General features: G+C 66.9%; 21 protein-coding genes. 9 read left to right on the forward strand and 12 right to left on the reverse strand.

Annotation, left to right across the window (positions count from 1 at the left end):
- Window positions 1-79 precede the first annotated feature (79 nt).
- The 6 genes from N6C22_RS03695 (at window position 80) to N6C22_RS03720 (ending at window position 6,670) form a co-directional block, all read left to right on the forward strand.
- A complete protein-coding gene (locus tag N6C22_RS03695) occupies window positions 80-1,423 on the forward strand; it encodes an MFS transporter (RefSeq protein WP_261649471.1) in 1,344 nt (447 codons plus the stop codon).
- Between the two features lie 93 nt (window positions 1,424-1,516).
- Complete coding sequence (locus N6C22_RS03700) at window positions 1,517-2,071, forward strand: pre-rRNA-processing protein PNO1 (RefSeq protein WP_261649473.1); 555 nt, start codon at window positions 1,517-1,519, stop codon at window positions 2,069-2,071.
- Between the two features lie 227 nt (window positions 2,072-2,298).
- The gene (thsA, locus tag N6C22_RS03705) at window positions 2,299-3,987 is read left to right on the forward strand and encodes a thermosome subunit alpha (protein WP_261649475.1); all 1,689 of its coding nucleotides are present in this window, start codon (window positions 2,299-2,301) and stop codon (window positions 3,985-3,987) included.
- Window positions 3,988-4,182: 195 nt separating this feature from the next.
- Window positions 4,183-4,626: a cyclic nucleotide-binding/CBS domain-containing protein gene (locus N6C22_RS03710; RefSeq protein WP_261649477.1), complete on the forward strand. Its 444-nt coding sequence runs from the start codon at window positions 4,183-4,185 to the stop codon at window positions 4,624-4,626.
- Window positions 4,627-4,727: 101 nt separating this feature from the next.
- The gene (locus N6C22_RS03715) at window positions 4,728-5,606 is read left to right on the forward strand and encodes a hypothetical protein (protein ID WP_261649478.1); all 879 of its coding nucleotides are present in this window, start codon (window positions 4,728-4,730) and stop codon (window positions 5,604-5,606) included.
- A 71-nt stretch (window positions 5,607-5,677) separates the two neighbouring features.
- Complete coding sequence (locus tag N6C22_RS03720; RefSeq protein ID WP_261649479.1) at window positions 5,678-6,670, forward strand: ornithine cyclodeaminase family protein; 993 nt, start codon at window positions 5,678-5,680, stop codon at window positions 6,668-6,670.
- A 17-nt stretch (window positions 6,671-6,687) separates the two neighbouring features.
- On the opposite strand, the gene N6C22_RS03725 is transcribed toward N6C22_RS03720, so the two are convergent.
- A complete protein-coding gene (locus tag N6C22_RS03725; RefSeq protein WP_261649480.1) occupies window positions 6,688-6,903 on the reverse strand; it encodes a hypothetical protein in 216 nt (71 codons plus the stop codon).
- Window positions 6,904-6,971: 68 nt separating this feature from the next.
- Window positions 6,972-9,845 carry a leucine--tRNA ligase gene (leuS, locus tag N6C22_RS03730; protein ID WP_261649482.1) on the reverse strand — a complete coding sequence of 958 codons (2,874 nt, stop codon included), beginning with the start codon at window positions 9,843-9,845 and terminating at the stop codon, window positions 6,972-6,974.
- Window positions 9,846-10,001: 156 nt separating this feature from the next.
- Here leuS (N6C22_RS03730) and leuS (N6C22_RS03735) point away from each other — a divergent pair, with 156 nt between their 5' ends.
- On the forward strand, window positions 10,002-12,662 hold the full coding sequence (gene leuS / locus N6C22_RS03735; RefSeq protein ID WP_261649484.1) for a leucine--tRNA ligase: 2,661 nt from the start codon (window positions 10,002-10,004) through the stop codon (window positions 12,660-12,662).
- Window positions 12,663-12,953: 291 nt separating this feature from the next.
- Here the strand turns inward: leuS (N6C22_RS03735) and N6C22_RS03740 are convergent, their stop codons facing one another.
- The 3 genes from N6C22_RS03740 to N6C22_RS03750 all read right to left on the reverse strand — a co-directional run bounded on the left by N6C22_RS03740 (window position 12,954) and on the right by N6C22_RS03750 (window position 14,259).
- Window positions 12,954-13,364, reverse strand: a complete 411-nt coding sequence (locus N6C22_RS03740) for an Hsp20/alpha crystallin family protein (protein WP_261649486.1) — start codon at window positions 13,362-13,364, stop codon at window positions 12,954-12,956.
- 242 nt (window positions 13,365-13,606) lie between these two features.
- Window positions 13,607-13,882, reverse strand: coding sequence for a hypothetical protein (locus N6C22_RS03745; RefSeq protein WP_261649488.1), 276 nt, complete (start codon window positions 13,880-13,882; stop codon window positions 13,607-13,609).
- 2 nt (window positions 13,883-13,884) lie between these two features.
- The gene (locus N6C22_RS03750) at window positions 13,885-14,259 is read right to left on the reverse strand and encodes a helix-turn-helix domain-containing protein (protein WP_261649489.1); all 375 of its coding nucleotides are present in this window, start codon (window positions 14,257-14,259) and stop codon (window positions 13,885-13,887) included.
- Window positions 14,260-14,348: 89 nt separating this feature from the next.
- Here N6C22_RS03750 and N6C22_RS03755 point away from each other — a divergent pair, with 89 nt between their 5' ends.
- The gene (locus N6C22_RS03755; protein ID WP_261649490.1) at window positions 14,349-15,053 is read left to right on the forward strand and encodes a plastocyanin/azurin family copper-binding protein; all 705 of its coding nucleotides are present in this window, start codon (window positions 14,349-14,351) and stop codon (window positions 15,051-15,053) included.
- A 118-nt stretch (window positions 15,054-15,171) separates the two neighbouring features.
- Here the strand turns inward: N6C22_RS03755 and pheA are convergent, their stop codons facing one another.
- From pheA to lipA, 7 genes are all read right to left on the reverse strand, one after another.
- Window positions 15,172-15,978, reverse strand: coding sequence for a prephenate dehydratase (gene pheA, locus N6C22_RS03760; protein ID WP_261649491.1), 807 nt, complete (start codon window positions 15,976-15,978; stop codon window positions 15,172-15,174).
- 55 nt (window positions 15,979-16,033) lie between these two features.
- Window positions 16,034-16,300: a hypothetical protein gene (locus N6C22_RS03765; RefSeq protein WP_261649492.1), complete on the reverse strand. Its 267-nt coding sequence runs from the start codon at window positions 16,298-16,300 to the stop codon at window positions 16,034-16,036.
- A gap of 89 nt (window positions 16,301-16,389) precedes the next feature.
- On the reverse strand, window positions 16,390-17,850 hold the full coding sequence (gene lpdA / locus N6C22_RS03770; protein WP_261649493.1) for a dihydrolipoyl dehydrogenase: 1,461 nt from the start codon (window positions 17,848-17,850) through the stop codon (window positions 16,390-16,392).
- Window position 17,851: 1 nt separating this feature from the next.
- On the reverse strand, window positions 17,852-19,375 hold the full coding sequence (locus tag N6C22_RS03775) for a 2-oxo acid dehydrogenase subunit E2 (RefSeq protein ID WP_261649494.1): 1,524 nt from the start codon (window positions 19,373-19,375) through the stop codon (window positions 17,852-17,854).
- A 1-nt stretch (window position 19,376) separates the two neighbouring features.
- Window positions 19,377-20,384, reverse strand: a complete 1,008-nt coding sequence (locus N6C22_RS03780) for an alpha-ketoacid dehydrogenase subunit beta (protein WP_261649496.1) — start codon at window positions 20,382-20,384, stop codon at window positions 19,377-19,379.
- Window positions 20,385-20,389: 5 nt separating this feature from the next.
- A complete protein-coding gene (gene pdhA / locus N6C22_RS03785; RefSeq protein ID WP_261649498.1) occupies window positions 20,390-21,496 on the reverse strand; it encodes a pyruvate dehydrogenase (acetyl-transferring) E1 component subunit alpha in 1,107 nt (368 codons plus the stop codon).
- 406 nt (window positions 21,497-21,902) lie between these two features.
- A complete protein-coding gene (gene lipA, locus N6C22_RS03790; protein ID WP_261649500.1) occupies window positions 21,903-22,847 on the reverse strand; it encodes a lipoyl synthase in 945 nt (314 codons plus the stop codon).
- 138 nt (window positions 22,848-22,985) lie between these two features.
- On the opposite strand from lipA, the gene N6C22_RS03795 reads away from it, so the two are divergent.
- The gene (locus tag N6C22_RS03795) at window positions 22,986-24,395 is read left to right on the forward strand and encodes an MATE family efflux transporter (RefSeq protein WP_261649501.1); all 1,410 of its coding nucleotides are present in this window, start codon (window positions 22,986-22,988) and stop codon (window positions 24,393-24,395) included.
- Window positions 24,396-24,456 lie beyond the last annotated feature (61 nt).

Below are 24,456 nucleotides of genomic sequence, written 5' to 3' on the forward strand. Positions count from 1 at the left end.
AGAAGAAACCATCTGTATCGGGTCGTACAGAAATGTAGTTCTGATTACCTATATTGGCGTGGCAGCTGGCTATACTGGTATGCAATCGCTCTTCGGGAACCGCGACTTCGCCCGGCTGTTCGCCGGTCGTGTCGTAACGAACATTGGCGACAGCCTGTACTTCGTGGCGGCGATGTGGCTCGTCTACGACCTGACAGGCAACGCCGCTTTCTCCGGTGTCGCCGGCTTCCTCGTCCTCGCCCCGGCTGCCCTGCAGGCGTTCGCCGGGCCCCTCGTGGACCGCTGGAACCTCCGGCACGTCCTCGTCGGCACCCAGCTCGTGCAGGGGACCATCATCCTCGCGCTGCCGGTCGCCGCGCACTTTGGCCACCTCTCGGTCTGGCTCGTCCTGACCGTGATGCCGCTGCTCTCGCTGTTGAACCAGCTCGTCTACCCGGCCCAGTCGGCCGCACTGCCCCGCATCGTCGACGACGACGAGCTGGTGCAGGCGAACTCGCTGTTCTCGCTGGCGTACCAGGGCGTCGACTCCGTGGCCAACGCGGCCGGCGGCGTCCTCATCGCGGTGGTCGGTGCGACCACCCTGTTCGTCGTCGACTCCGTCACCTTCGCGGCCGCGGCGCTCCTGTTCGCGACGGTGACCATCCCGGCCGCCGACGCAGACACCGGGCAGTCGGCTGAGGCAGGCGCAGCAGCCGGGAGTGAGCAGGGTGAGGCCGACGACGCACCCGCCGGCCCCGCCGTCACGGACGGTGGCGACCCCGATGGCGACGACGATTCAGGCTACCTCGCCGACCTCCGCGAGGGTGTGGCGTACATCCGCGGGACGCTCCTCGTCCCGGTGATGCTCGGGGCCGCATTCGTCAACTTCGCCGCAGGGGGGTCCATCTTCGCCGCGATGCCCGCCTTCGCGGATACCTTCGGCGGGGCCGGTGCCTACGGGGTGCTCATGGCCGCGGTCTCTGCAGGCTCGTTCGTCGGTGCATTCGGTGCGAGCCGGATGGACGACCGCCCGTTCGGCTGGACCTCCATCCTCGCGTTCGCGCTCGGCGGCTGCTTCTGGCTGCTCGCGGTGGCCGCGGCCGCCTCCACCGGGAACCTCGCCGTGACGGTGTGCCTGTTCGCCCTCTCGTTCGTCCCCATCGGCGTCAGCAACGTGTTGCTCACCTCGATGGTCCAGTCGGTCGTCCCCGAGCACCTGCTCGGTCGGGTGTCGGGCGTCCTCGGGAGCGCCGCGTCCGTGTCCATCCCGTTCGGTGCCCTGTTCGGCGGTGCGATCACCGAGGCGCTCGGCCCCTACGTCATCTTCGCCGTGGGTGGCCTCGGACTGCTCGTCCTTGCATTGTACTGGACCGCGAACGCGGGCCTGCGTGAGCTCCCCGCGGTCGCCGCCATCGAGACGTTCGAACCGGCCGGTGGCCAGTGAACACCGGGTTCCCCGGAAACGCTCGCGTGCGGGCCAGAGACACGGTACCGCGACTGCCGAAGTCTTAAACGGTCGGGAGACATACCGTCGCCCATGCAGCACGTGAAGATTCCGCAGGACCGCATCGGCGTGCTGATCGGTGAAGGCGGCGAGACGATGCGACGGATCGAGAACCGGGCCGGTGTCAGACTCGACATCGACTCCGAGAACGGCTCCGTCGCGATCGAGCAGGTGGGTGACCCCATCGACGCGCTGAAAGGCCCGGACATCGTCCAGGCCATCGGCCGTGGCTTCCCGCCCGAGGATGCGCTCTCGTTGCTCGACGACGAGATGCGCATGTTCGACCTCATCGACATCGACGCCGCAGCGCGGAACAAGCGAGACCTGAAGCGAAAGAAGGGCCGGCTCATCGGCGAGAACGGTCGGACCCGAGAACTGATGGAGGAACTCACCGGCTCCAGCGTCGTCATCTACGGCTCGACGATGGGGGTCATCGGTGGGCCCGAACAGGTCCAGATCGTCCGGGAAGCCGCCGAACGCATCCTCGACGGAGCCCCACACGGCTCGGTGTACTCGTTCCTCGAACGCAAGCACAACGAACTGAAGCGCAAGGGCATGAACTTCCACCGCTACCCCGGTGGGACCTGAGCCCGAGAACCGGCAAAACCGCACGACTGCGCGCCATTTTCCCGGTCCTGTTCGTCAGCTGGCGAGACGAATCGCCGGATTTCGGGCGGGTTCGGCACTGTCCATCGGTGGTATATAAACGTGGTGTGTGTCTCTGTCCCACACGGCTCCTATCGGGGCCCTGACGCGGCTATGGGCACCACCACAGAAAGCTTTATGTAGAATGCCATTCAATCCATCGAGTGACTATGGCACAACAGATGGGCGGTCAGCCCCTTATCGTTCTCTCGGAGGACAGCCAGCGAACGTCCGGACGTGACGCGCAGTCGATGAACATCACGGCCGGCAAGGCCGTCGCCGAGGCCGTACGGACCACACTCGGTCCGAAAGGCATGGACAAGATGCTCGTCGACTCCACGGGCGAGGTCGTCGTCACGAACGACGGTGTCACCATCCTCAAGGAGATGGACATCGAGCACCCGGCGGCCAACATGATCGTCGAGGTCGCCCAGACCCAGGAGGACGAGGTCGGTGACGGCACCACCTCCGCCGTCGTCATCTCCGGTGAACTCCTGAAGAAGGCCGAGAACCTCATCGAGCAGGACGTCCACGCGACGACCATCGCGAACGGGTACCGCCAGGCCGCAGAGAAGGCCAAGGAGGTCCTCAACGACGCCGCCATCGACGTCGACGCGGACGACCGCGAGTACCTCGAGAAGATCGCCGCGACCGCGATGACCGGCAAGGGCGCGGAGTCCGCGAAGGACACCCTCGCAGAGCTCGTCGTCGACGCGGTCCTCGCCGTGCAGGACGAGGACGGCATCGACGCCGAGAACATCAAGATCGAGAAGATCGTCGGCGGCTCCATCGAGAACTCCGAACTCGTCGACGGCGTCCTCCTCGACAAGACGCGCGCCCACGACAACATGCCCTTCTTCGTCGAGGACGCCAACGTCGCCGTCCTCGACGACGCCCTCGAAGTGCGCGAGACCGAGATCGACGCCGAGGTCAACGTCACCGACCCCGACCAGCTCCAGCAGTTCCTCGACCAGGAAGAGAAGCAGCTGAAGGAGATGGTCGACAAGCTCGTCGACGCCGGCGCTGACGCCGTGTTCGTGGGCGACGGTATCGACGACATGGCCCAGCACTACCTCGCCAAGGAAGGCATCCTGGCCGTCCGCCGTGTCAAGGACTCCGACGCGAAGCGCATCGCCCGTGCCACGGGCGCTCGCGTCGTCTCCAGCGTCGACGACATCGAGGCCGACGACCTCGGCTTCGCCGGCAACATCAGCCAGCAGGACGTCGGCGGCTCCGAGCAGATCCTCATCGAGGACGTCGAGGACGCCAAGTCCGTCACGCTCCTCCTCCGCGGCGGCACCGAGCACGTCGTCGACGAGGTCGAGCGCGCAATCGACGACTCGCTCGGCGTGGTCCGCACGACCATCGAGGACGGCACCGTCCTCCCCGGCGGCGGCGCACCCGAGGTCGAGCTCGCGCTCGCACTCCGTGACTTCGCCGACTCCGTCGGCGGCCGCGAGCAGCTCGCCGTCGAAGCCTTCGCCGACGCACTGGAAGTCATCCCGCGCACCCTCGCCGAGAACGCGGGTCTCGACTCCATCGACAGCCTCGTCGAACTCCGCAGCAAGCACGACGGTGGCGACTACGCTGCCGGTCTCGACGCCTACACCGGCGACGTCATCGACATGGAAGAGGAAGGCGTCGTCGAGCCGCTCCGCGTGAAGAGCCAGGCTATCGAGTCCGCGACCGAGGCAGCCGTCATGCTCCTGCGCATCGACGACGTCATCGCCGCAGGCGACCTCTCCGGTGGCCAGATCGACCCCGACGACGGTGGCGACGCAGGCGGCCCGCCGGCCGGCGGCATGGGCGGCGGTATGGGCGGCATGGGCGGTATGGGCGGTATGGGCGGCGCGATGTAAGCGAGGCGGCTGTAAGCCGCCTCGGGAAGTCGAGCGGGCGAAGCCCGCGAGACACGCCCCCAGACATCCCCCCCACACCCGACCCCTGCACCGCCAGTTGACCAACGCATTTCTTTCGACGCCGATTCGATAGCTGCAGCACTCACTCCCCGGGCGGCCACGACACTCTTGCTCCTCCCCGCGAGTACTGGGGTCATGCAGGTCCGCGACGTGATGGCCGAGGACGTGGTGACGGTCGCGGAGGACGCCACCCTCCGCGAGGCCGTCGACCAGTTCCTCCGGCACGACGTGGGGAGCGCCGTCGTCATGCGAACGGGCGAGACGCGGTCGTACAAGTGCGGTATCGTCACCGACACCGACGTGTTGCAGGCCAGCTATCGCACCGACGCACCGCTGTCGTCGCTGCGAGTCGCCGACGAGATGAGCAGTCCGGTCGTCACTGTTCCGCCCGATACGAGCATCGAGGACGCCCTGGAGACGATGCGGCGAAAGCGGGTCAAGCACCTCGTGGTCACCCACCAGATGCGGGTCGTCGGGATGGTCACACCGACTGACGTCGCGATGCACCACTCGGCGGCCATCGAGGCGGCGCGACGCGTCCGGGCCCGGCGGCCCGACTGGCGTCCCTCGGACGGCTGACCGACCGCCAGGGACGAGACGATACCGGAATCAAGAAACTATCGAAACCCGTAGATTCGAGAAGTACAAAGCATTTAACGGCGGTCTTGGTTGTGCAAGTCGTGTTCAGTCGCCGTTCGTATCTCACCGCAGTTGGTAGCGCGCTCGCGACCGCAACCGCAGGCTGTTCGGGGAACTCGAAGCCCAGGGGCGACGCGGACGCGACGGGGACAGCGCCGGGCACCGTCACGCAGGGAGACGGGGCCGGAACGACGGAGACCGACGCCCCTGACGCACAGCCCTTCGACCAGGCGCTCCAGGCCGGCGACGTGACGGTCAGGCTGTCGAACCCGGTCGTCCAGGACTCGTACTTCACGCGGCTCGCGGCGGACGCGGGTGGCGTGATGGCCGTCGAGGGCACACGCTTCGTCTTCGTCACGGTCGAATCGACCGGGACGACGGCACCGTCGCTCGAGGACTTCGGGATGGAATCGGCCGAGACCGCTGGCTCCGCGTGGACCGACTACGAGGGCGTCACACCGGCACGTCCCCCGACGGGAGAGGAACCGTACGACCCGGAGCGTGGCACCGGCTGGGTCGGGTTCACCATCCCTGCACCGCTGCAGACGTACCACCGAATCGCCCTCTCCGTCGGCGAGGAGACCGTCCGAACGCAGCTCCCCGAACCGGCCCGTGGGCAGCTATCGGACCCGGTTCCGACGTACGAGGTCTCCGAGTTCTCGGCTCCCGAGTCCGCGTCGCCGGGAGACGCGATTACCGTCTCGGCGACCGTCTCGAACACGTCCGACACTGCCGGGACCTTCCGCGGGGCACTGAACGGTGCCGAGACGACGTTCGTCGACCGCGAGCTCCAGGCCGGCGACACCACGGAGTGGCAGACCGAGGTCACGGCGACCGCCACCGACGAGGACGCCAACGAGCTCGACCTGTCGTTCCAGGCGGTCGGGGTCCGGGACGGGACGACCGTCTCCCTCGAATAGAGCTGCGTCGGGCGACCGCGTGAACGCGTTACCGATTCACATAAGTGGCCACCGGCGATATTTGCGGCATAATGCAGACACTCCTCCTGAGCAGCGAGGACGTCGACGAGAACGCACAGATGCCCGACGTCATCCGTGCCGTCGAAGAGGCGTTCGCCGCCTACGAGCGCGGCGACGCCCAGATGCCGGCCAAATCCTACATCGACCTCCCGCAGTACGATGGCGACTTCCGGTCGATGCCCGCCTACATGCAAGCAGCGGACTGGGCGGCGGCGGGCATCAAGTGGGTCAACGTCCACCCGAACAACCCGCAGGAACACGACCTGCCCACGGTCATGGGGACGATGATCTACTCCGACCCCGAGACCGCCTTCCCGCTGGCCATCATGGACGGGACCGAACTCACGATGAAGCGGACCGGTGCAGCCGCGGCGGTCGCGACCGACCACCTCGCCGTCGAGGACGCGTCCTCGCTGGGTATCGTCGGGGCAGGTGTCCAGTCCTACACACAGCTCGACGCCATCAGCCAGGTCCGCGACATCGAGGAGGTCGTCGTCGCCGACGTGAACGAGGAAGCGGTCCAGAAGTTCATCGACCGGTACGAGGACGAGTTCGACGTGCGCGCGGGGTCCATCTCGGAGGCCGGTCATTGCGACGTGCTCTCGACCGTGACCCCCGTCGAGGACCCCATCGTCTCCGCCGAGGACCTCGGCGAGCACACCCACGTGAACGCGATGGGTGCCGACGCCGAGGGCAAGCACGAGCTCACCGACGAGGTGCTCCTGAACGCGAAGCTGGTAATCGACGATTACGACCAGACGACCCACTCAGGCGAGATCAACGTCCCGTTCCACGCGGGCGTCCTCGGTGACGACGACATCTACGGCGAGATCGGCCAGATAGTCACCGGCAAAATCGAGGGGCGCACCGCCGACGACGGCGTCACCGTCTTCGACTCGACCGGCCTCGCCATCCAGGACGTGGCGACCGCTCACGTCGTCTACGAACACGCCGACGAGAACGACAACGGGACGCCGTTCGACCTGCTCGGCCTCGGGAACTGACCGGCTGCCCGTCCCTTCTACTTCGGTCGCACCGACTCCAGCACCTTCCCGACGAGCCAGACGAGCGCGATGACCGGGAGGATGGGGAGCATGATGACCAGCAGGAGGCCGAACATGACGAGGCCGACGGCCGACATCTGTTCGTTGGGGTGGCCACCCGGCAGTTTCGTCACCGTCCTGAGTGCCTTCTTGGCTGTCGACGGCTGCTGTTCCTCCGGTTCTGCTGTAGCCATACACCTCATAGGGGCTACCGACGAATAAGCAAGCACCCGTTAGGGTGTGCTGGCCGGAGCCAGCCCGGTCAGTTCGCCTCGAGGTCGATGCTCGGCCGGAACGGGGTCGCGCCGGTGTCGGCGTCGTCGGCCTCGGTCTCGACGACGACCTCGGCGTCGAACTCCCGCCCGAGGAAACCGGCGGCGTCCTCGTACACGTCGGCCTCGTCGAGGGTCGCCAGCTCCACGAGGCGGTCGTCGTCGGTCTCGCGGACGAGGTCGACGAGGTCCTGTACCAGGTCGTTCACCGCGTTGCCCTTCTCGCGCAGGGTGGTGTCGCTCATCACCTCGCTCATCACGGCCCCCTGGTCCGGGCCGACCTCGTGGACGGTCCCGAACACGTCGTGCTTCCAGTCGGCGGCGACCGTCACCCGGACCACGTCGGGGTCGGCCTCGGGCACCTCCTCGGCGGCGTTCTGGAGCGACTTCTGGATGCCCTTGATGTCCTCGGTCAGGCGCTCGACCAGGCTCTCGGCGGCCATGTCCTGCGGGCTCCGCAGCGATTCGTCGACCTCGGGCCAGGGGGCGTCTTCGGCGGGCGTCCCGGTCAGTTGCTCGTGGAGTTCGTTCGCCAGGAACGGGACGAACGGGGCGAGCAGGCGCAGACGGGTTTCGAGGACCTTGCGCAGGGTCCACTTCGCGCCCGCCCTGGCCGTATCGGTTCGGCGGCGGTACCAGCGCAGGTCCTCCTCGAAGTTGTAGAACGCGGCCTGCGAGGCGGTCCGCGTCTCGAAGCGGTCCATCGCCTCGGTGACGGTCGCGACGGTGTCCTGCAATCTGGAGAGGAGCCAGCGGTCTATCTGGTCGAGGTCGCGCTCGCCCTCCGTGCTCTGGATGACATCCTGGGCCCGTCGCCAGAAGCGGTCGAGCTGGTCCCTGGTACTGGAGACCTGCTCGGCGCGCCAGTCGTAGTCCTGCCACGGCTCGGCCGAGTTCATCAGGAAGAACCGGACGGTGTCCGCGCCGTACTTCTCGATGGCCTCGCCCGGCAGGACGACGTGGCCCTTCGAGGAGGACATCTTCTCGCCCTCAAGCAGGCCCATCCCCATGACGGTGATGCCCTGTGGCCACTTCGAGGACTCGAACAGCTCGGCGTGGTGGAACAGGTAGAACGTCAGGTGGTTGGTGACGAGGTCGTTGCCCGAACACCGGTAGTCGACCGGGTACCAGTACTCCCACTCCTCGCGGAGTTCGAGGGCGGTCGGGTGCGGGTCGTCGACGTTCTGGGGCCCGTAGAACAGGGTGTCGAAGAACGCGTGGTCCATCTCCTCGACCGGCACGTCGTCCAGCCGGTGGGCGATGGTGTAGTACGCCATGTAGATGGTCGAGTCCGACAGCGGCTCGATGACGAAGTCGGGGTCCCAGGGCAGTCGAGTACCCAGGCCGTAGTTACGGATGCAGGGCCACTCGTTCAGCCAGTCGATGGTGCGGTCGTACCGCTCGCGGGTGTTCTCCGGGATGGCGTCCAGCCCTGCGACGGCCTCGTGGGCCTTGCGTTTCCAGTCCTCGTCGTTGTAGCGCAGGAACCACGTCTCCTGCTTGGCGACCTCCACGTCGCCGCCGCAGCGACAGACGACCTCCTCGGAGAACTCCTGCATGGTGGCGAACGCGTCGCCCAGATATTCTTGCTTGAACCGGTCGCGAACGTCCTCGACGACCTTCCCGGCGAATTTCCCGTACTCCTCAAGCAGCGTCCCGGAGTGGAACTCGGCGTTGTAGAGGTCCTGCGTGACGTTCTTGAGGTCGGGGTCCTGGCTGTCGGTGATTCCGGCCTCCTCGACCGCCGACTTCGCGGGAATCTCGCCGTAGCCCTCGATGTCGAGGATTGGCACGGGCTCGATGCCCGCAACTTCGTCGGCGTCGATGCCGTACTCGGCCATCTCCCCGGCTGCGGCCGCCTCCTTCGCCTCCTGCAGTGCGAGGTAGTCGTCCGGGGAGTGTGCCGGAACGGACATCACGACCCCGGTGGCGTTGCCGGCATCCACGAAGCTCGCGGGAAGGACCAGCACGTCGTCGCCCGTGACCGGGTTCTCGACGTGTTTGCCCACTAAATCGGTCCCCGAGTACTCGTACCGGACCTCGACCTCGTGGCCCTGGAGGTCGAGTTTCTCGGCGGCGGTCTGCGAGACGAACCAGAACTCGTCGTCCACCTCGGCGACCACGTAGTCGGCGTCGGGGTCGACGAAGGCGTTGGTCACCCCGCGAACCGTCTCCGGGCGCAGGGTCGCCATCGGCACGGTCACGTCCGCGTCGTCCATCTCCGCGCCGAACTTGACGAGGGTGTACTCCTGGAACTCGGCCTCTTCACCTTCGAGCAGGTCGTGGGTCGTCACCGGCTGGCGCTCCTCTGTGCAGTACTTGACCGGGTGCAGTCCCTTCTCCAGCAGTCCCCGGTCGCGCAGGGTCTCGTACTGCCACGTGATGAACTTCGAGTAGCGCTCGTCGTTCGTGGTGAACTCCCGCCGCCAGTCGATGGAGAGCCCGAGTTGCTGCATCCCCGTCTTGTAGTGCTCCTCGATGAAGTGCCGGGCGAACCCCATCGGCGTCTCCAGGTCCTCGAGGGTCGCCTCGTCGACGTTGTAGGTGTTCGTGAGGACGTCGAGTTGTTTCGCTTCGCCCTTCTTCAGGCGCTCGACCGCCCCGATGATCGGCGTCCCCGTGACGTGCCACGCGATGGGGAACAGCACGTTGTCGCCCTGCTGGCGGCGATACCGGGCATAGACGTCCGGGACGGTGTAGGTTCGGGCGTGCCCGATGTGCATCCCGCCGCTCGGGTACGGGTACGGGACCGTGACGAAGGTCGGCTCGGCGTCCGAATCGGGGTCGGGTGTGGCCTCGTACCGGCCCGCCTCGGCCCACCGCTCGCGCCACCGCTGTTCGAGTGTCTCGGGGACGTACTCCATACCCTTCGATTCGCGTGGAGACGATAAAAAGGCAGGCGGCGGGGGGTGGGGACGGCTCGGTATCCGGGCAGAATCGCCGGGAGTCGGCCACTCCCACGCTGTCGGATTGAAAAGCCTTTCACGCTGCGTATCGTCGGCTCAGGCAACGAGATATCTATGCAGCGACAGCAGGGGTTCGACCACACACGAATCGAGCCACGATGGCAGGATGCATGGGACGACGCGGACGTGTTCCGCGTCGAGGACGACGCGACCGACCCGCAGTACGTCCTGGCGATGTTCCCGTACACGTCCGGCCAGCTCCACATGGGCCACGTGCGGAACTACGCCATCACGGACGCCTACGCCCGCTACCAGCGCCTCCAGGGCGAGGACGTGCTCCACCCGATGGGCTGGGACTCCTTCGGCCTCCCCGCGGAGAACGCGGCGAACGAGCGCGACACCAACCCCCGCGAGTGGACCGAGCGCTGCATCGAGCAGATGCGCGACCAGTTCGAGTCGCTGGGCTTCGGCTACGACTGGGAGCGCGAGGTCAAGACCTGCGACCCGGACTACTACCGCTGGAACCAGTGGATGTTCTCCCGGTTCAAGGACGCGGGTCTGGTCGAGCAGAAGGCCAGCGAGGTGAACTGGTGTCCCTCCTGTGAGACGGTGCTGGCGGACGAACAGGTCGAGGGTGACGACGAACGCTGCTGGCGGTGTGACACCCCCGTCGGCGAGCGCGAACTCGACCAGTGGTTCTTCCGCATCACCGAGTACGCCGACGAGCTGCTCGACGCCATCGACGACCTCGACGGGTGGCCGACGAACGTCCGGGACATGCAGCGCAACTGGATCGGCCGCACCGAGGGTGCGGAGATTCCGTTCACCATCAAGACGCCAGAGGGCGACGAGGACGTGACCGCGTTCACCACCCGGCTGGACACCATCCACGGCGCGACCTACTTCGCGCTGGCCCCGGACCACCCGCTGGCCGAGGCCGCCGCCGAGCGCGACGACGACGTGGCCCACTTCGTCGACGAAGTGGCGGACCCCGAGGGCGACGAGCCCCAGGGTGTGAAGACCGACCTCGTGGCCGAGAACCCCGCGACCGGCGAGGACCTGCCGGTGTACGTCGCCGACTTCGTCCTGAGCGACGTGGGGACGGGCGCGCTGATGGCCGTCCCGGCCCACGACGAGCGCGACCACGCCTTCGCGCAGTCCCACGACATCGACATCACGCAGGTCGTCGCGCCTGCGGACGACGCGGCGGACGAGGTCGACATCGACGACGCTGCCTACACCGAGGACGGCGTGCTCGTCAACTCCGGCGAGTACGACGGCCTGTCCAGCGCCGAGGCCCGCGAGGCCCTGACCGAGGACCTGCCCGGCGCCAAGTCCGCGGTCCAGTACCAGCTCCGAGACTGGGGCGTCTCCCGCCAGCGCTACTGGGGCACCCCGATTCCCATCGTCCACTGTGACGAGTGTGGCCCGGTGTCGGTCCCCGACGAGGACCTGCCGGTCGAACTCCCCGAGTTCGTCCACACGACGGGGAACCCGCTGGACGCCGCCGAGGAGTGGAAGCACACCGACTGTCCCGAGTGTGGCGGCGACGCGGTGCGAGAGACGGACACGATGGACACCTTCGTCGACTCCTCGTGGTACTTCCTGCGCTTCATCGCGCCCGACATGGAGGATGCTCCCTTCGACGTCGAGCGCGCGAACGACTGGATGCCGGTCGACGAGTACGTCGGCGGCATCGAGCACGCCGTGATGCACCTGCTCTACTCCCGGTTCGTCACGAAGGCGCTCGCCGACCTCGACCTGCTCGACCACCGCGAACCGTTCCACACCCTCGTCACGCAGGGGATGGTCCTCGGCGAGGACGGCGCGAAGATGTCCAAGTCGAAGGGCAACGGCGTCTCCCCCGAGCGCATCGTCGAGGAGTACGGCGCGGACACCGCCCGCCTGTTCGTCCTGCGCGCGGCCCGCCCGGACAAGGACTTCCCGTGGAGCGAGGAGGGCGTCCGCTCCAGCCACGAGTTCCTCCAGCGCCTCTACCGGCTGGCCGAGGACGTCGACCTCGACGCCACGCCCAGCACGGACTCGCCCGCCGCGGCGTACGTCTCCCGTGAGACCGACGCGACCATCGCGGCCGCCGCGACCCACTTCGACGAGATGCAGTTCAACCTCGCAGCCCGCGAGATAGACGAACTCGTCACGCTGCTGGTCCGCTACCGCGGGCGCGACGACGCCGACCCCGGCGTGGTCGCCCGCGGCGTCGAGGCCGCCGTCACGATGCTCGCGCCCATCGCACCCCACGTCTGCGAGGAAGCCTGGACCGAACTCGCCGGCGAGGATTCGGACTTCGTCGCCACCGCCGACTGGCCCGCCCCCGAGAGCGACGTGACCGACCACGAGCGCGAGCGCACCCTGGTCGAGAACACCCGCGAGGACGTCCGCCAGATCATCGACGTGGCCGGCATCGAGGACCCCACCGGCATCGACGTGGTCGTCGCGCCGCAGTGGAAGCACCGCGCCCTCGAACTCGCCATCGACGCCGACGACGACGTTGTCGGCTCCGTGATGCGCGATGAAGAACTCCGCCAGCAGGGCTCCGCGGCCGCCGACTTCGCGAAGGACCTCGCCGCCGAACACCCCGGCCTCTCCGAGGCGCTCCCGCCCGAGCGCGAGCGCGAGGCCCTGGAACGTGCGACCTGGCTCGTCGAGGACGAGTTCGGCGTCCCGGTGCAGGTGCTCGCTGCCGAGGAAGCCGACGACGGCGTGGCGAAGAAGGCTCGTCCGGGCCGCCCCGCGATTCAGGTCCACGAGGACTGAAGCCGGAGTAGCGGCTTTCTGTTTTCTGCCGAGTTTTCTATCTGGCGCGCGGTGTCGGCGCTCCGAGCGAAAGCGAGGGCTGCCGACGAAAGCGCGCGAGGGATGAGAAGCGCAGGCGAAGCCGAGCATCACAATCGGCTGGGGAGGGTGTGGTGCGGTCGTGGTGCTGTGCGGGGCGGTCTCCACTGCCATCGGCGCAAGTCACATGCTCGTCACCACCAGCACCACTCCCGAGCGTTGTCGCTGGATGATAGAACTTGCCCGAACGAGAAATATCGAAGACGGCCGGTATCAGTTGATGTCGATGGTGTGGCCCTCGTCTCCAGCTGCCTCCTCCTTCGGCAGCCGAACCGTCAGCGCGCCGTTGTTGTACGACGCGGTGATGGCGTCCTCGTCGACCGCCTCCGGAATCCGGACGCTGCGACTCACGGATTCGCGGCGCTCCCGGTGGATGTAGCGACCCTCGTCTTCCTCCTCGGTCTCCTCCTCGCGAGAGGCGTCGAGGTGGAGCGTGCCCTCCGAGAACGTCAGGTCGATGTCGTCGCTGTCGAACCCTGGCAGGTCGGCGATGACCTCGTACTCGTCGCCGTGGTCCTGCATGTCGATGGGGACCGTCTCCAGCGATGTCATCCCGGTCTGTTCGAACTGGCGACCCATGCGGTCGAACATCTCCTCGATCTCGTCGAACGGATTTCGTCGCATCACAGGCGACTGATACGGCCGCTGATACCTTAAAATCGACTCCCTCCGGGCCCCTGTCGTGTGGGTTTGAAGTATTCAGGGAAATGCGTGTTCAGCAGCCTGCACTACCCCGATACGTACATATCTCCGCACTCCGTATGCATGGATAGGCGGCGACAGCCGACAGGAAGGGGGAGTTGGCCAGCCGCCCCGCTGCTCATTCCGGCCGCACGTCAAACCACCGACGTGTCGCGCCGCACTTTTCAGAACGAGGTGTTCCCGTACAGCGAGTAGAGTACGAACAGCATCCCGATGGCGACGACGAGTGTCTGGACCAGCCCCGCGAGGAAGATCGACCAGCCCACCACGTCGAAGAGGACGCCCTCGATAACAGCGCCGATGCTGATGATGGCGAACCCGATAGCCACGTACAGCATCGGGGCACTCCGGTGTGTCTGATATCCCCGGAACGCCTGGTAGGCGATGAGCAGACCGAGCACCAGAGTGATGAGTTTCGCGATGACGAGTTCGATGTGCATGGTTACGAGTTCTTGATACCCTCCCAGATCTGTGCGAACCGCTGTGCCGGGTCGTCGAGCAGGTCGAGGTCGATCCGTAACTCCCCGTCTGCCAGCCCGACGTGGAAGCCCTCGACGGCTGTCTCGTAGACGCTGACGTGGGTCCCATCGGCGTCGATTCGCGTCGATTCGACGAGCAGGCCGTGTTCCAGCAGGTCGTCGACACGCCGGTAGACGGTCGACAGCGAGGCGTCACACACCTCGCTGAGGTCGCTGGCGGAGTGCGGTTCACGGCTCGCCGCGGCCAGTATCTCGCGGACGTACTCGTCACCGAGCAGCGAGAGGACCGCGTCGGCGTCCTGCTCGTCGGCCACGTCCGAGGATTCGGCGAACAGCACTTAAAAGAACGGGCGTTTCGCACCACGAGCAAAACGGCGACGGTTGCTTTTTCCCCCGTCTCGTACACCCAGGTAGAGGTGCCCCGAATATGGTAGACCCAAGCGATTCCCGGACGCGACGAACCGTGCTGAAAGCAGCCGGCAGTGCGTCGCTACTCGCGCTGGCTGGCTGTGTCGGTGGCGGTGGTGCCGGGACTGGCACGGACACGACGGCCGACGAGGCGGACCACCACGACGGGACGGAGACCGGCCACCACGACGAGGACAGCGAGCACGACGAGGCGGGCCACCACGACGAGACGGAGACCGGACACGACGACGGACACGGCCACGGGAGTTCGCTCCCCGAATCGCCCTCTCACAGCGCGACGGTCACGATGAAGACGACCGACTCGGGCCAGCACTTCGACCCCCACGTCGTCTGGGTCGAACAGGGTGGTACCGTCACGTTCGAACTCACCAGCGGTGCACACACCACGACTGCGTACGCCCCCGACAACGACCAGCCGCGGCGCATCCCCGACGCTGCCGAGAGCTGGGACAGTGGAACGCTCACCGAGTCCGGCGCGACGTTCGAGCAGACGTTCGAGACGCCGGGCGTGTACGACTACTACTGCATCCCGCACCACGGGATGGGGATGATCGGGAGCGTCATCGTCGGTGACCCCGGAACCGACGGGCAGCCCGGCCTGGCGGAACCACAGTCCGAACTCCCGGCGGACGCCCGGTCGAAGCTCGCCGAGCTGAACGAGATGTGTATGGAAGTGCTGGGTGGCGGTCACGACCACAGCTGACGGCCGCCGTCCAGTCGAGCATCCCCGAGGCGGCCAGAGAACGACTCGAGGAACTCAGGGACGCAGCCAGGTGGACGCTCATGGAGGACTGAGAACCCCCGAGCGACGCCAGTCCGAGTTACTCCAGGACTGTCCGCACGTCGTACGACCCGAGCACCCGCACCCAGCCGTTGCCGGCGATGTCCTCGATGACCGAGAGGGCGTCCTTCGTGCGCTGTTCGTACAGGCCGGCGTCGACGTCGATGTGGAAGACGTAGTCGCCGAGGCGCTCGCCCGATGGTCGGGACTCGATGCGGCTCAGGTTGATGTCGCGGTCCGCGAACGGCTGCAGGAGTTCGAGCAACAGGCCCGGGTAGTTCGTGTTCGGGTACACCACGAACGAGGACTTGCCGCCGGCTTCCGAACTCGCGCTCGGCGGGGCGACGACGAAGAAGCGGGTCGCGTTCGAGGTGCGGTCCTGGATGTCCGAGGCGAGCACCTTGACGGTCTCGTCGGCAGTTCCCGGGTGGGCGATGGCCGCGACGGTCTCGTCCTCGCGGGCGTTTTCGACGCCCTGGGCCGTGCTCGCCGCGGGCACGCGCGCCGCGTCGGGGTAGTTCTCGTCGAGGTACTCCCGGCACTGCGCGAGCGCCTGCGGGTGACTGGAGACCGTGTCGAACTCCTCGGACTGGGCGAGCAGCGCGTGCCGGATGGGGGTGACGACCTCCTGCAGGACTGCGACCTCGTAGCTCGCGAGGGCGTCGAGCGTCTCCGTGACGCTGCCCTCGATACTGTTCTCGATGGGGACGACGCCGCGGTCGGCCTCGCCCTCGGCGACGGCCTCGACGATGCTCGTCACCGATTCGCGGAACGACACGTCCTCGGCGACCGCGCGGGCGGCACGATGCGAGTACGTGCCCGCGGGCCCCAGCGTGACGACTGTCATGGCTGGCGATACACCCGCCCCGCGGAAAAACACGTCGGGGCCACAGTCAGCCCAGTCATAACGTCTGGCGCGAGCCGGGTGCCCGCATCGCCCGGAGCGTCAACCGGTCGGGCCCGTCGAAGGAGGCGACGTGGGTCGGTTCGAGGACGTACTTTCCCCCCTGGTTCTGCTCGATCGCGTGCCGGACCCGGCTGGCGGGGTGGCCCTTGCCGAGATCGACCAACGCCTGCCCGTCTTCGACGCGCTCGATTCGGCCGACAAGTTCGCCGTCCGCTGTGAAGACGTACTTACCCTCGTCGGTGCGCCGGAAGCCGCGAGCCATATGGTGGACTTGGCGGTCGGGGACCTTTGAGAGGTAGCCTAACAGGCTTTGGTCGGCGGCGGAGAACGCGAAAGCGAAAACGGATTCGGTTACCGGTTCAGCGTGTGGATGGCGTGGCCGAGCGCGTTCTCGGCGGCCTCCATCACGGCCTCGGCGAGCGTCGGGTGGGTGTGGACCGTCGCCGCCACGTCTTCGAGCGTGGCACCCATCTCGACGGCGAGCGAGAGTTCGGCGACGAGTTCGCTGGCCTCGGGGCCGACGATCTGTGCACCGAGCAGGAAGCCCGAGTCCTCGTCGGCGACGACGCGGACGAAGCCATCGGTCTCGCCCGTCGAGAGGGCTCGACCGCTGGCCTGGAAGGGGAACTTGCCCGTGACGGGGGTGAAGCCCTCCTCCTCGGCCTGCTGCTTGGTGAGTCCCACCGTCCCGATTTCGGGGTCGGTGAACACCGCGGCGGGCATCGCCATGTAGTCGAGCGCGGCGGGTTCGCCGGCGATGAACTCGGCGGCGACCTGGCCCTCCTTCGAGGCCTTGTGGGCGAGCATCGGCTCGCCGGCCACGTCGCCGATGGCGAAGATGTTCTCGACGTTCGACCGGGCGCGGTCGTCCGTCGGGATGAAGCCCTTCTCGTCGGTCTCGACGCCTGCCGCTTCGAGGTTCACCGTGTCGGTGACGGGCTGGCGGCCGACCGCGACGAGTACCTTGTCACAGTCGAGCTGGAGTTCCTCGGCCTCGGCTTCGGCGGCCTGGCCGCCGTCGGTGGCCGCCGGGCTCGCGGTGACGGTGATGCCGCGGCCGTCGGCGCGCTCCTCCCAGCCGGAGGCGGAGTAGCCGAAGTGGAAGTCGATACCGAGGTCCTCGGCGTGCTTGCGGACGATGCGCGAGATGTCGTCCTCGTACGGCGGGAGCACGTCGTCGAGCATCTCGACGACCGTGACGTCGGTGCCGAGCTTCGCGTAGACGGTCGCGAGCTCCATGCCGATGTAGCCCGCGCCGACGACGACGAGTTCGTCCGGAATCTCCTCCAGTTCGAGCGCGCCCTTCGAGGAGAGCACGTGCTCCTCGTCGAACTCGAAGCCCGGAATCTGGATGGGCCGCGAGCCGGTCGCGACGATGCAGTGCTCGAACTCGATGGATTCGGAGCCCTGGCCCTCGCCGCTGTGGACGATGCGGACCTTGTCGTTGCCGGCGAACTCCGCCGTGCCCTCGACGAGGTTGACGCCGTTGGCCTTGCAGAGCTTCTCGACGCCGCCGGTGAGCTGGTCGACGATGCCGTCCTTCCAGTTCACCATCTGCGAGAGGTCCACGGCCGGGTTGGCGTGGATACCCATCTCCTCGGCGCTGCCCGCGTCGTGGGCGAGCGAGGAGGCGGTGATCATCGCCTTCGACGGGATGCACCCGCGGTTCAGGCAGGCCCCACCGAAGGCGTCCTTCTCGACGAGCGTGACGTCGAGGCCGAGTTGCCCGGCGCGGATGGCGGCGACGTAGCCGCCCGGTCCGGCACCGATTACCAGTACGTCCGTTCCTGTCGTGACGTCTCCAACGACCATGTTATTCGAGTAGCAGGAGCTTGGGGTTCGAGAGGTACTCCTTGACCTTGTTGGTGAACTGTGCCGCGTACGCTCCGTCGACGATACGGTGGTCGAACGAGAGCGAGAGCGTCATGACGTGGCGGATCTCGATGCTGTCCTCGCCGTTCTCGTCGGTGACGACGCGCGGTTTCTTCTTGATGGCACCCAGTGCGAGGATGCCGACCTCGGGGTAGTTGATGATGGGCGTGGCGTACTCGCCGCCGATGACGCCGACGTTCGTGATGGTGAACGTCCCGCCCTGCATCTCGTCGAGCGCGATGGAGCGGTCACGGGCCTTCGCGACCAGCTCGTTCATCTCCGAGGAGAGCTGGAGCATGCCCTTCTTGTCCGCGTCCTTGACGACTGGGACCATCAGGCCCGCGTCGGTCGCCGCGGCGACGCCGACGTTGTAGTAGTTCTTCTGGACGATCTCGCCGTTCTCCTCGTCGAGCGACGAGTTGAGCTTCGGGTACTCCTTGAGGGCGGCGGTGACCGCCTTCATCGCGAAGGGCATGTACGTCAGCTTGATGTCCTTCTCCTCCGCGTGGGGCTTGAGCTCCTTGCGGGCTTCGACCAGTCCGGTCACGTCGACCTCGTCGTGGTGGGTGACGTGCGGGGCGGTGTACTTCGACTTCTGCATCTGGTCGCCGATGGCCTTGCGGACGCCCTTGTACGGGACGCGCTCCTCGCGCGGGCGGTCCTCGCCGGCCGCGAGTGCGGCGACGTCGGCCTGCTGGGCCTGCTGCTGGGCCTCGGCGTACTCCGTGACGGCCTCGGGCGTGACGAACGCCTGGCCCTCGCGCTCCTCGGTGGCGGGGACGGCGTTGAGGTCGACGCCCTTCTCCTCGGCGAGTTTGCGGGTCGCGGGTGCCGCGAGCGTCTTGTCGCGGTCGGCGGCCTCGCGCTGGATTGTCTGGGCTGCCTGGCCACCGGAACTGCCGGAGTCGGCGGTCGCCGGCTCCGACGCGCTCTCGGCTGCGCCTGCCTCTGCCGACGCGGGCTCTGCGGGTTCGGGCTCGCCGCCGGACTCTGCATGGGCGCGGACGTCCTGTTCGGTGATGCGGCCCGACGGGCCGGTGCCCGAGACCGCGTTGATGTCGACGTCGAGTTCGCGGGCGAGTCGCCGGGCGCTCGGGGGTGCGAACACGCGACCCGAGGGCGTCTCGGCTTCGGCCTCGGCACCGGCACTGGCGTCTGCTTCTGCCGCGCCTTCCGCCTCGGCTTCGGCCGGTTCGTCCGCGCCGACGGCGTCGAGGTCGTCCTCGCCTTCGACGTTGTAGACCATGATGACGTCGCCGACGGGGACCATCTCGCCTTCCTCGGCGCGGAGTTCTTTGACCGTGCCGTTGTACGGCGATGGCACCTCGACCAGCGCCTTGTCCGTCTCGACCTCTGCGACCGGCTGGTCCTCGGTGACCGTGTCGCCTTCTTCGACCAGCCACGACACGAGTTCGCCTTCTGCGACGCCTTCGCCGACGTCGGGGAGCTTGAATTCTCGTACCATCTTAGAAGTCCATCGCCTCGCGGATGCCCTTCTTGATGCGCGCCGGCTCGGGGAGGTAGTAGTCCTCGAGTGCGTAGAGCGGGAACGGCGTGTCGAAGCCGGTGATGCGCTTGACCGGTGCCTCCTGGTAGAGGAGCGCCTCCTCCTGGATGATGGTCGCGATCTCGCCGCCGAGGCCACCCGACTTGGGTGCCTCGTGGACGACGGCGGCGCGACCGGTCTTCTTGAAGGACTCGACGATGGTGTCCTCGTCGAGCGGGGAGATGGAGCGGATGTCGACGACTTCGGCGTCGATGCCGTCCTCCTCCGCGAGCTCCTCGGCGGCTTCCATCGTCGGCCGGGTCATCGCACCCCACGTGAACACGGAGATGTCCGCGCCCTCGCGGCGGACCGCGGCCTCACCGAGCGGGACCTCGTAGTCGCCGGTCGGGACCTGGTCGCGGAACGCGCGGTAGATGAGCTTCGGCTCGAGGAACACGACCGGGTCGGGGTCGCGGATGGCCGAGATGAGCATGCCCTTCGCGTCGTACGGCGTGCTCGGAATCTGGACCTTCAGGCCGGGCTGGTGGGCGAACATCGCCTCGGTCGACTCGGAGTGGTGCTCCGGGGCGCGGATGCCGCCACCGTAGGGGGCGCGGACGACCATCGGACACGTGAACCGGCCGCGGCTGCGGGTGCGCAGGCGGGCGGCGTGGCTCACGATCTGGTCGAAGGCGGGGTAGATGAAGCCCATGAACTGGATCTCGGGGACGGGCTTCAGGCCGTAGGCGGCCATGCCGATGGCGGTGCCGATGATGCCGGACTCCGCCAGCGGCGTGTCGATGACGCGGTCCTCGCCGAACTCGTCGTAGAGGCCTTCGGTCGCGCGGAACACGCCGCCGTTCTTGCCGACGTCTTCGCCCATGACGATGACGTCGTCGTCGTTGCTCATCTCGGTATACAGGCCGTCACGAACGGCCTGTACGAGAGTCAGGTTCTCGGTCTCGGTTTGGGTATCTTGCGTAGACATGTGTATCACTCCAGGAGGGCGTCGTCGCCGAACTCTTCACGGACCTCGTTGAACCACTCCAGCTGTCTCTGGAGCTTGCGGGGGGTGTCGGCGTAGACGTGCTTGAATATCTCTTCCGGCTCGGGACGTTCGACGGCCTCGGCCGCACTGATGGCGTCGGCGACCTCGTCCTCCACCTCGGCGGTGATGGCCTCGATGCGCTCGTCGTCGAGCAGTCCCCGGTTACGGAGGAACGTCTCCATCCGTGGTATGGGGTCCTTCTTTTTCCACTTCTCGACTTCGGCGTCGTCGCGGTAGACGCTCGGGTCGTCGGCGGTGGTGTGTGCGCCGAAGCGGTACTGGACCGCCTCGATGAGGGTCGGGCGCAGCTCGTCGTCGTCGGGGTTCTTCGCCTTCTCGACCGCGTCGCGGGTGACCTTGTACACTGCGAGGGGGTCCATCCCGTCGACCTGGACGCCCTCGAAGCCGTACGCGGTCGCCTTCTGGGCGATGGTCTCGCTGGCGGTCTGTTTCTCGCGGGGAACCGAGATGGCCCACTGGTTGTTGTTACAGAAGAAGATGTTCGGCGTGTCGAAGACGCCGGCGAAGTTGAGCCCCTCGTGGAAGTCCCCTTCCGAGGTCGCGCCGTCACCGAAGTAGGTGATGAACGCCTTGTTCTCGCCCTTGAGCTTCGAGGCCCAGGCGGCCCCGGTGCCGTGGACGACCTGTGTGGCGATGGGGACGGCGACGGTGAAGATGTTGCACCGCTCCGGGATGGCGTTGCCCTGTTCGTGACCCATCCAGTAGAGCAGCGTCCGTTTCAGCGAGAGCCCACGGACCATCGCGGCGGCGTGCTCGCGGTACGACGGGAACAGCCAGTCCTCGTCGTCCAGTGCGTGGGCACTGCCGACCTGTGCGCCTTCCTGCCCCGAGAGAGGCGGATAGGTGCCCATGCGGCCCTGCCGTTGCAGGCTGACGGCTCGCTTGTCGAAGTGGCGGGCCAGCCGCATCTGTTTGTACATCTCGACGAGCTTGTCGTCGTCGATGTCCGGCACCTCCGCACCGTCGAGGACTCGACCCGCGTCGTCGAGTACCTGCACACGGTCTCGGGGGTTGTGCTGTAGCGTGCTCACGGGAGAACCCACCTTGACATGTATGACACGTCTCCCGCTCGCGTTATATTGTTTTCGTAAAAACGTTGCTTTCGGACTCATTCTTGCCACACTGTCGCAAAGATTCACGGGAATCCGCGGAAAATCCGAACAAGTTTAAAATTCACGGGGTGAATCCACCGTGTTTGTTGGTCTGTCACGGTTTTCCCCGCGGGATTCTGGACGATTGGGCGGGTTCTCTCAGTGGGTCACGGTACCATACGGCGGTCGATTTCGGGCTGTCGCGTGCTAGCGGAACCCACGTTCTCCGGCGACATCTCACCCCTGCATGAATCTCAAACGGTTGGCAGTTTCGCCGTGGTGAGACTCGGCTTCTGTGGCTGGTCGCTCACCGATTTAAATACTGGATGGTGTGTTCTCTATTCGGCTAGTCGGAGGCCACCCTTCGGGCGGCCTCCCTTGCCTCCTCCACGCTCTTCCCATCCCGCAAGATCGCGTCGACGAACAGCTCGCCAGCCTTGTACGACGACCGGACCATCGGCCCGGAGGCGCAGTACAGGAACCCCAGCTCGTCCTCGGCGACCTCGCGCCACGTATCGAACTCGTCGGGGTGGACGTAGCGCTCGACGTCCAGGTGGGTCAGCGAGGGCTGGAGGTACTGGCCCAGCGTCACCACGTCAACGTCTCTCTCGTGGAGGTCCGAGAGGGTCTGGTATATCTCGTGGTGGTACTCGCCGACGCCGAGCATCAGGCTCGTCTTGGTGTAGATGTCGGACTCGCGAGAGACCTGTTCGAGCACCGAGAGCGACTGCTCGTAGCCGGCGCGGCGGTCCCGGACCGGCCACTGGAGCCGCTCGACGGTCTCGATGTTGTGCGCGATGACGTCCGGTTCGGCGTCGATGATCTTCCGGACGAGGTCGGGCTCCCCCTGGAAGTCCGGGATGAGGACCTCCACGAGGATGCCGGGATGTCGCTTCTTTATCTCGCGGATGGTCTCCGCGAAGTGGCCCGCGCCCTGGTCGGGGAGGTCGTCCCGGTCGACCGACGTGAGGACGACGTAGTCCAACCCGATTTCGGCGATGGCGGAGGCGACGTTCGCGGGTTCGTCGGGGTCCAGCGGCTCCATCCCACCGGTCTCGACGTCACAGAAGTTACAGCCGCGCGAGCAGCGGTGGCCCATCAGCATGAACGTGGCCGTCCCCCCGTCGCCCGACCCGTTGCGGCCGCTCCAGCACTCGCCGAGGTTCGGACAGTTGGCCTCCTCGCACACCGTGTTCAGGTCGTGCTCGCGGAGGGTCTGCTTGATGTCCGTGAACTGGCGGCCCGATGGCGGCCGCATCTTCAGCCAGTCGGGCTTGCGCGAGCGACTCATGGCAAAACCTGCGGTTCGGGTGGACAAAAAGCGTGGGGATTGTTCCGAACGGCAGTGAACTCGCCACCGAGTGCCCGTTTCCATCGGTGATGGTCGACAGGGTTTTATGTGATAGGTGTACCAGTTTACAAACACGAAATGTTCGATGTGTCACGTGATGACATCACGTCAGGGTCGATCGCCCAGACCCTGCTCCTCCTTGCCGCCCCCCTCATCGCGCAGAACCTCGTCCGGTTCGCGCAGCTCGTCGTCGACGCCTTCTGGGTCGGGCAACTCGGCGAAGAGGCGGTCGCGGCGGTCGGACTGGTGTTCCCGCTGATATCCCTCTGCATGGTCGCCGGTCTGATCGCAGTTATCGGCACACAGATAATCGTCTCGCAACGTGTCGGTGCCGAGGACTTCTCCGGTGCCCGCCGCGTGGCGTTCAACGGCGTCTTGTTGACGCTCTCACTCATCGTCCCCGTCACCGTCGCCGCCATCCTCGGCGCGAAACCCCTGCTCTCGTGGAGCGTCGACACCCTCAACCCGGCGAGTACCGTCGGAACCCCCGCGACCGCGTACTTCGTCGCCTACGCCCTCGGGTTCCCGGCGATGATGGCCTCCGACGCCATGGAGAGCGCGTTCGTCGGCTGGGGCGACTCCAAGGCTGCCCTGTGGGTCAACGTCGTGACGGTCGGGGTCAACCTCGTGCTCGACCCGCTGCTCATCTTCGGCGTCGGGCCGTTCCCGGAGATGGGCATCGAGGGTGCCGGGCTCGCGACCGCCATCGGCGGCGTGGCCGGCTTCGTCCTCATCCTCGCGTACGCGCTGGGTCTGCGCGACAGCTTCACGTTCACCTGGGACAGCGCGACCCTCCACTTCGACGACTGGCGCGAACTCCTCGACGTCGGCCTCCCGAACGTCGGCCAGCGCGTCGCCCAGGACGCGGTCCGGCTGGTCATGATCAGCGTCGTCCTGGCCGCCGGCGGGGCGGCCGGCCTCACGGCCTACACCCTCGGGTCGCGCATCTCGGCCATCGCGTGGATTCCGTCGGGCGGGTTCCAGCAGGCGGCCCAGAGCATCGTCGGCCAGAACCTCGGCGCTGGCAACACGGGGCGCGCTCGCCAGACCACCTGGACCGGCGTCGGCATCATCACGGTCGCGATGGCGGTCCTCGGTGGTCTCCAGTTGCTGTTCCCGGAGACCATCGCCCGACTGTTCGTCCCCGACATCTCCGGCGACGGGCTCGCGTTCACGGTCGCGTACCTCCAGATACTCGCGGTCGGCTACTGGGCCATCGGCGCGTCGTATCTGCTGCGGGCGGGGTTCAACGCGGCCCGGCGCACCCGGACCAGCATGATGGCCTCGCTGGTGCAGTACTGGGGTGTGCGCCTGCCGGTCGCGCTCGGCGGCGTCTACCTGCTCGACTACGGGGTGGTCGCGGTGTTCTGGGGCGTGACAATCTCGAACGTGCTGGTCGCCATCGGCCTCGGCCTCTACTACTGGTACGAGACCAGCGACGGCATGATGGAGCGGGCGGCCGACCGGGCCGCCGAGTCGGCCAGCTAGCGGGTTCGACCCTGCTCACCACTTTCGCCCCGGTACGGAAACGTTCTTGACACCAGGGAAC

Origin of the sequence: Haloarchaeobius sp. HME9146, from assembly GCF_025399835.1 — an archaeon.
GTDB lineage: Archaea > Halobacteriota > Halobacteria > Halobacteriales > Natrialbaceae > Haloarchaeobius.

Bases quoted from the DNA above. Each gene is read 5' to 3' on its own strand.
- N6C22_RS03745 (WP_261649488.1), bottom strand. From the start codon at position 13,882: ATGCACATCGAACTCGTCATCGCGAAACTCATCACTCTGGTGCTCGGT.
- N6C22_RS03720 (WP_261649479.1), top strand. From the start codon at position 5,678: ATGCAGACACTCCTCCTGAGCAGCGAGGACGTCGACGAGAACGCACAG.
- lpdA (WP_261649493.1), bottom strand. From the start codon at position 17,850: ATGGTCGTTGGAGACGTCACGACAGGAACGGACGTACTGGTAATCGGT.
- N6C22_RS03765 (WP_261649492.1), bottom strand. From the start codon at position 16,300: ATGGCTCGCGGCTTCCGGCGCACCGACGAGGGTAAGTACGTCTTCACA.
- N6C22_RS03740 (WP_261649486.1), bottom strand. From the start codon at position 13,364: ATGCGACGAAATCCGTTCGACGAGATCGAGGAGATGTTCGACCGCATG.
- leuS (WP_261649482.1), bottom strand. From the start codon at position 9,845: ATGGAGTACGTCCCCGAGACACTCGAACAGCGGTGGCGCGAGCGGTGG.
- N6C22_RS03725 (WP_261649480.1), bottom strand. From the start codon at position 6,903: ATGGCTACAGCAGAACCGGAGGAACAGCAGCCGTCGACAGCCAAGAAG.
- pheA (WP_261649491.1), bottom strand. From the start codon at position 15,978: ATGACAGTCGTCACGCTGGGGCCCGCGGGCACGTACTCGCATCGTGCC.
- thsA (WP_261649475.1), top strand. From the start codon at position 2,299: ATGGCACAACAGATGGGCGGTCAGCCCCTTATCGTTCTCTCGGAGGAC.
- N6C22_RS03780 (WP_261649496.1), bottom strand. From the start codon at position 20,384: ATGTCTACGCAAGATACCCAAACCGAGACCGAGAACCTGACTCTCGTA.
- N6C22_RS03710 (WP_261649477.1), top strand. From the start codon at position 4,183: ATGCAGGTCCGCGACGTGATGGCCGAGGACGTGGTGACGGTCGCGGAG.
- lipA (WP_261649500.1), bottom strand. From the start codon at position 22,847: ATGAGTCGCTCGCGCAAGCCCGACTGGCTGAAGATGCGGCCGCCATCG.
- N6C22_RS03755 (WP_261649490.1), top strand. From the start codon at position 14,349: ATGGTAGACCCAAGCGATTCCCGGACGCGACGAACCGTGCTGAAAGCA.
- N6C22_RS03775 (WP_261649494.1), bottom strand. From the start codon at position 19,375: ATGGTACGAGAATTCAAGCTCCCCGACGTCGGCGAAGGCGTCGCAGAA.
- N6C22_RS03695 (WP_261649471.1), top strand. From the start codon at position 80: ATGCAATCGCTCTTCGGGAACCGCGACTTCGCCCGGCTGTTCGCCGGT.
- N6C22_RS03700 (WP_261649473.1), top strand. From the start codon at position 1,517: ATGCAGCACGTGAAGATTCCGCAGGACCGCATCGGCGTGCTGATCGGT.
- N6C22_RS03795 (WP_261649501.1), top strand. From the start codon at position 22,986: ATGTTCGATGTGTCACGTGATGACATCACGTCAGGGTCGATCGCCCAG.
- leuS (WP_261649484.1), top strand. From the start codon at position 10,002: ATGCAGCGACAGCAGGGGTTCGACCACACACGAATCGAGCCACGATGG.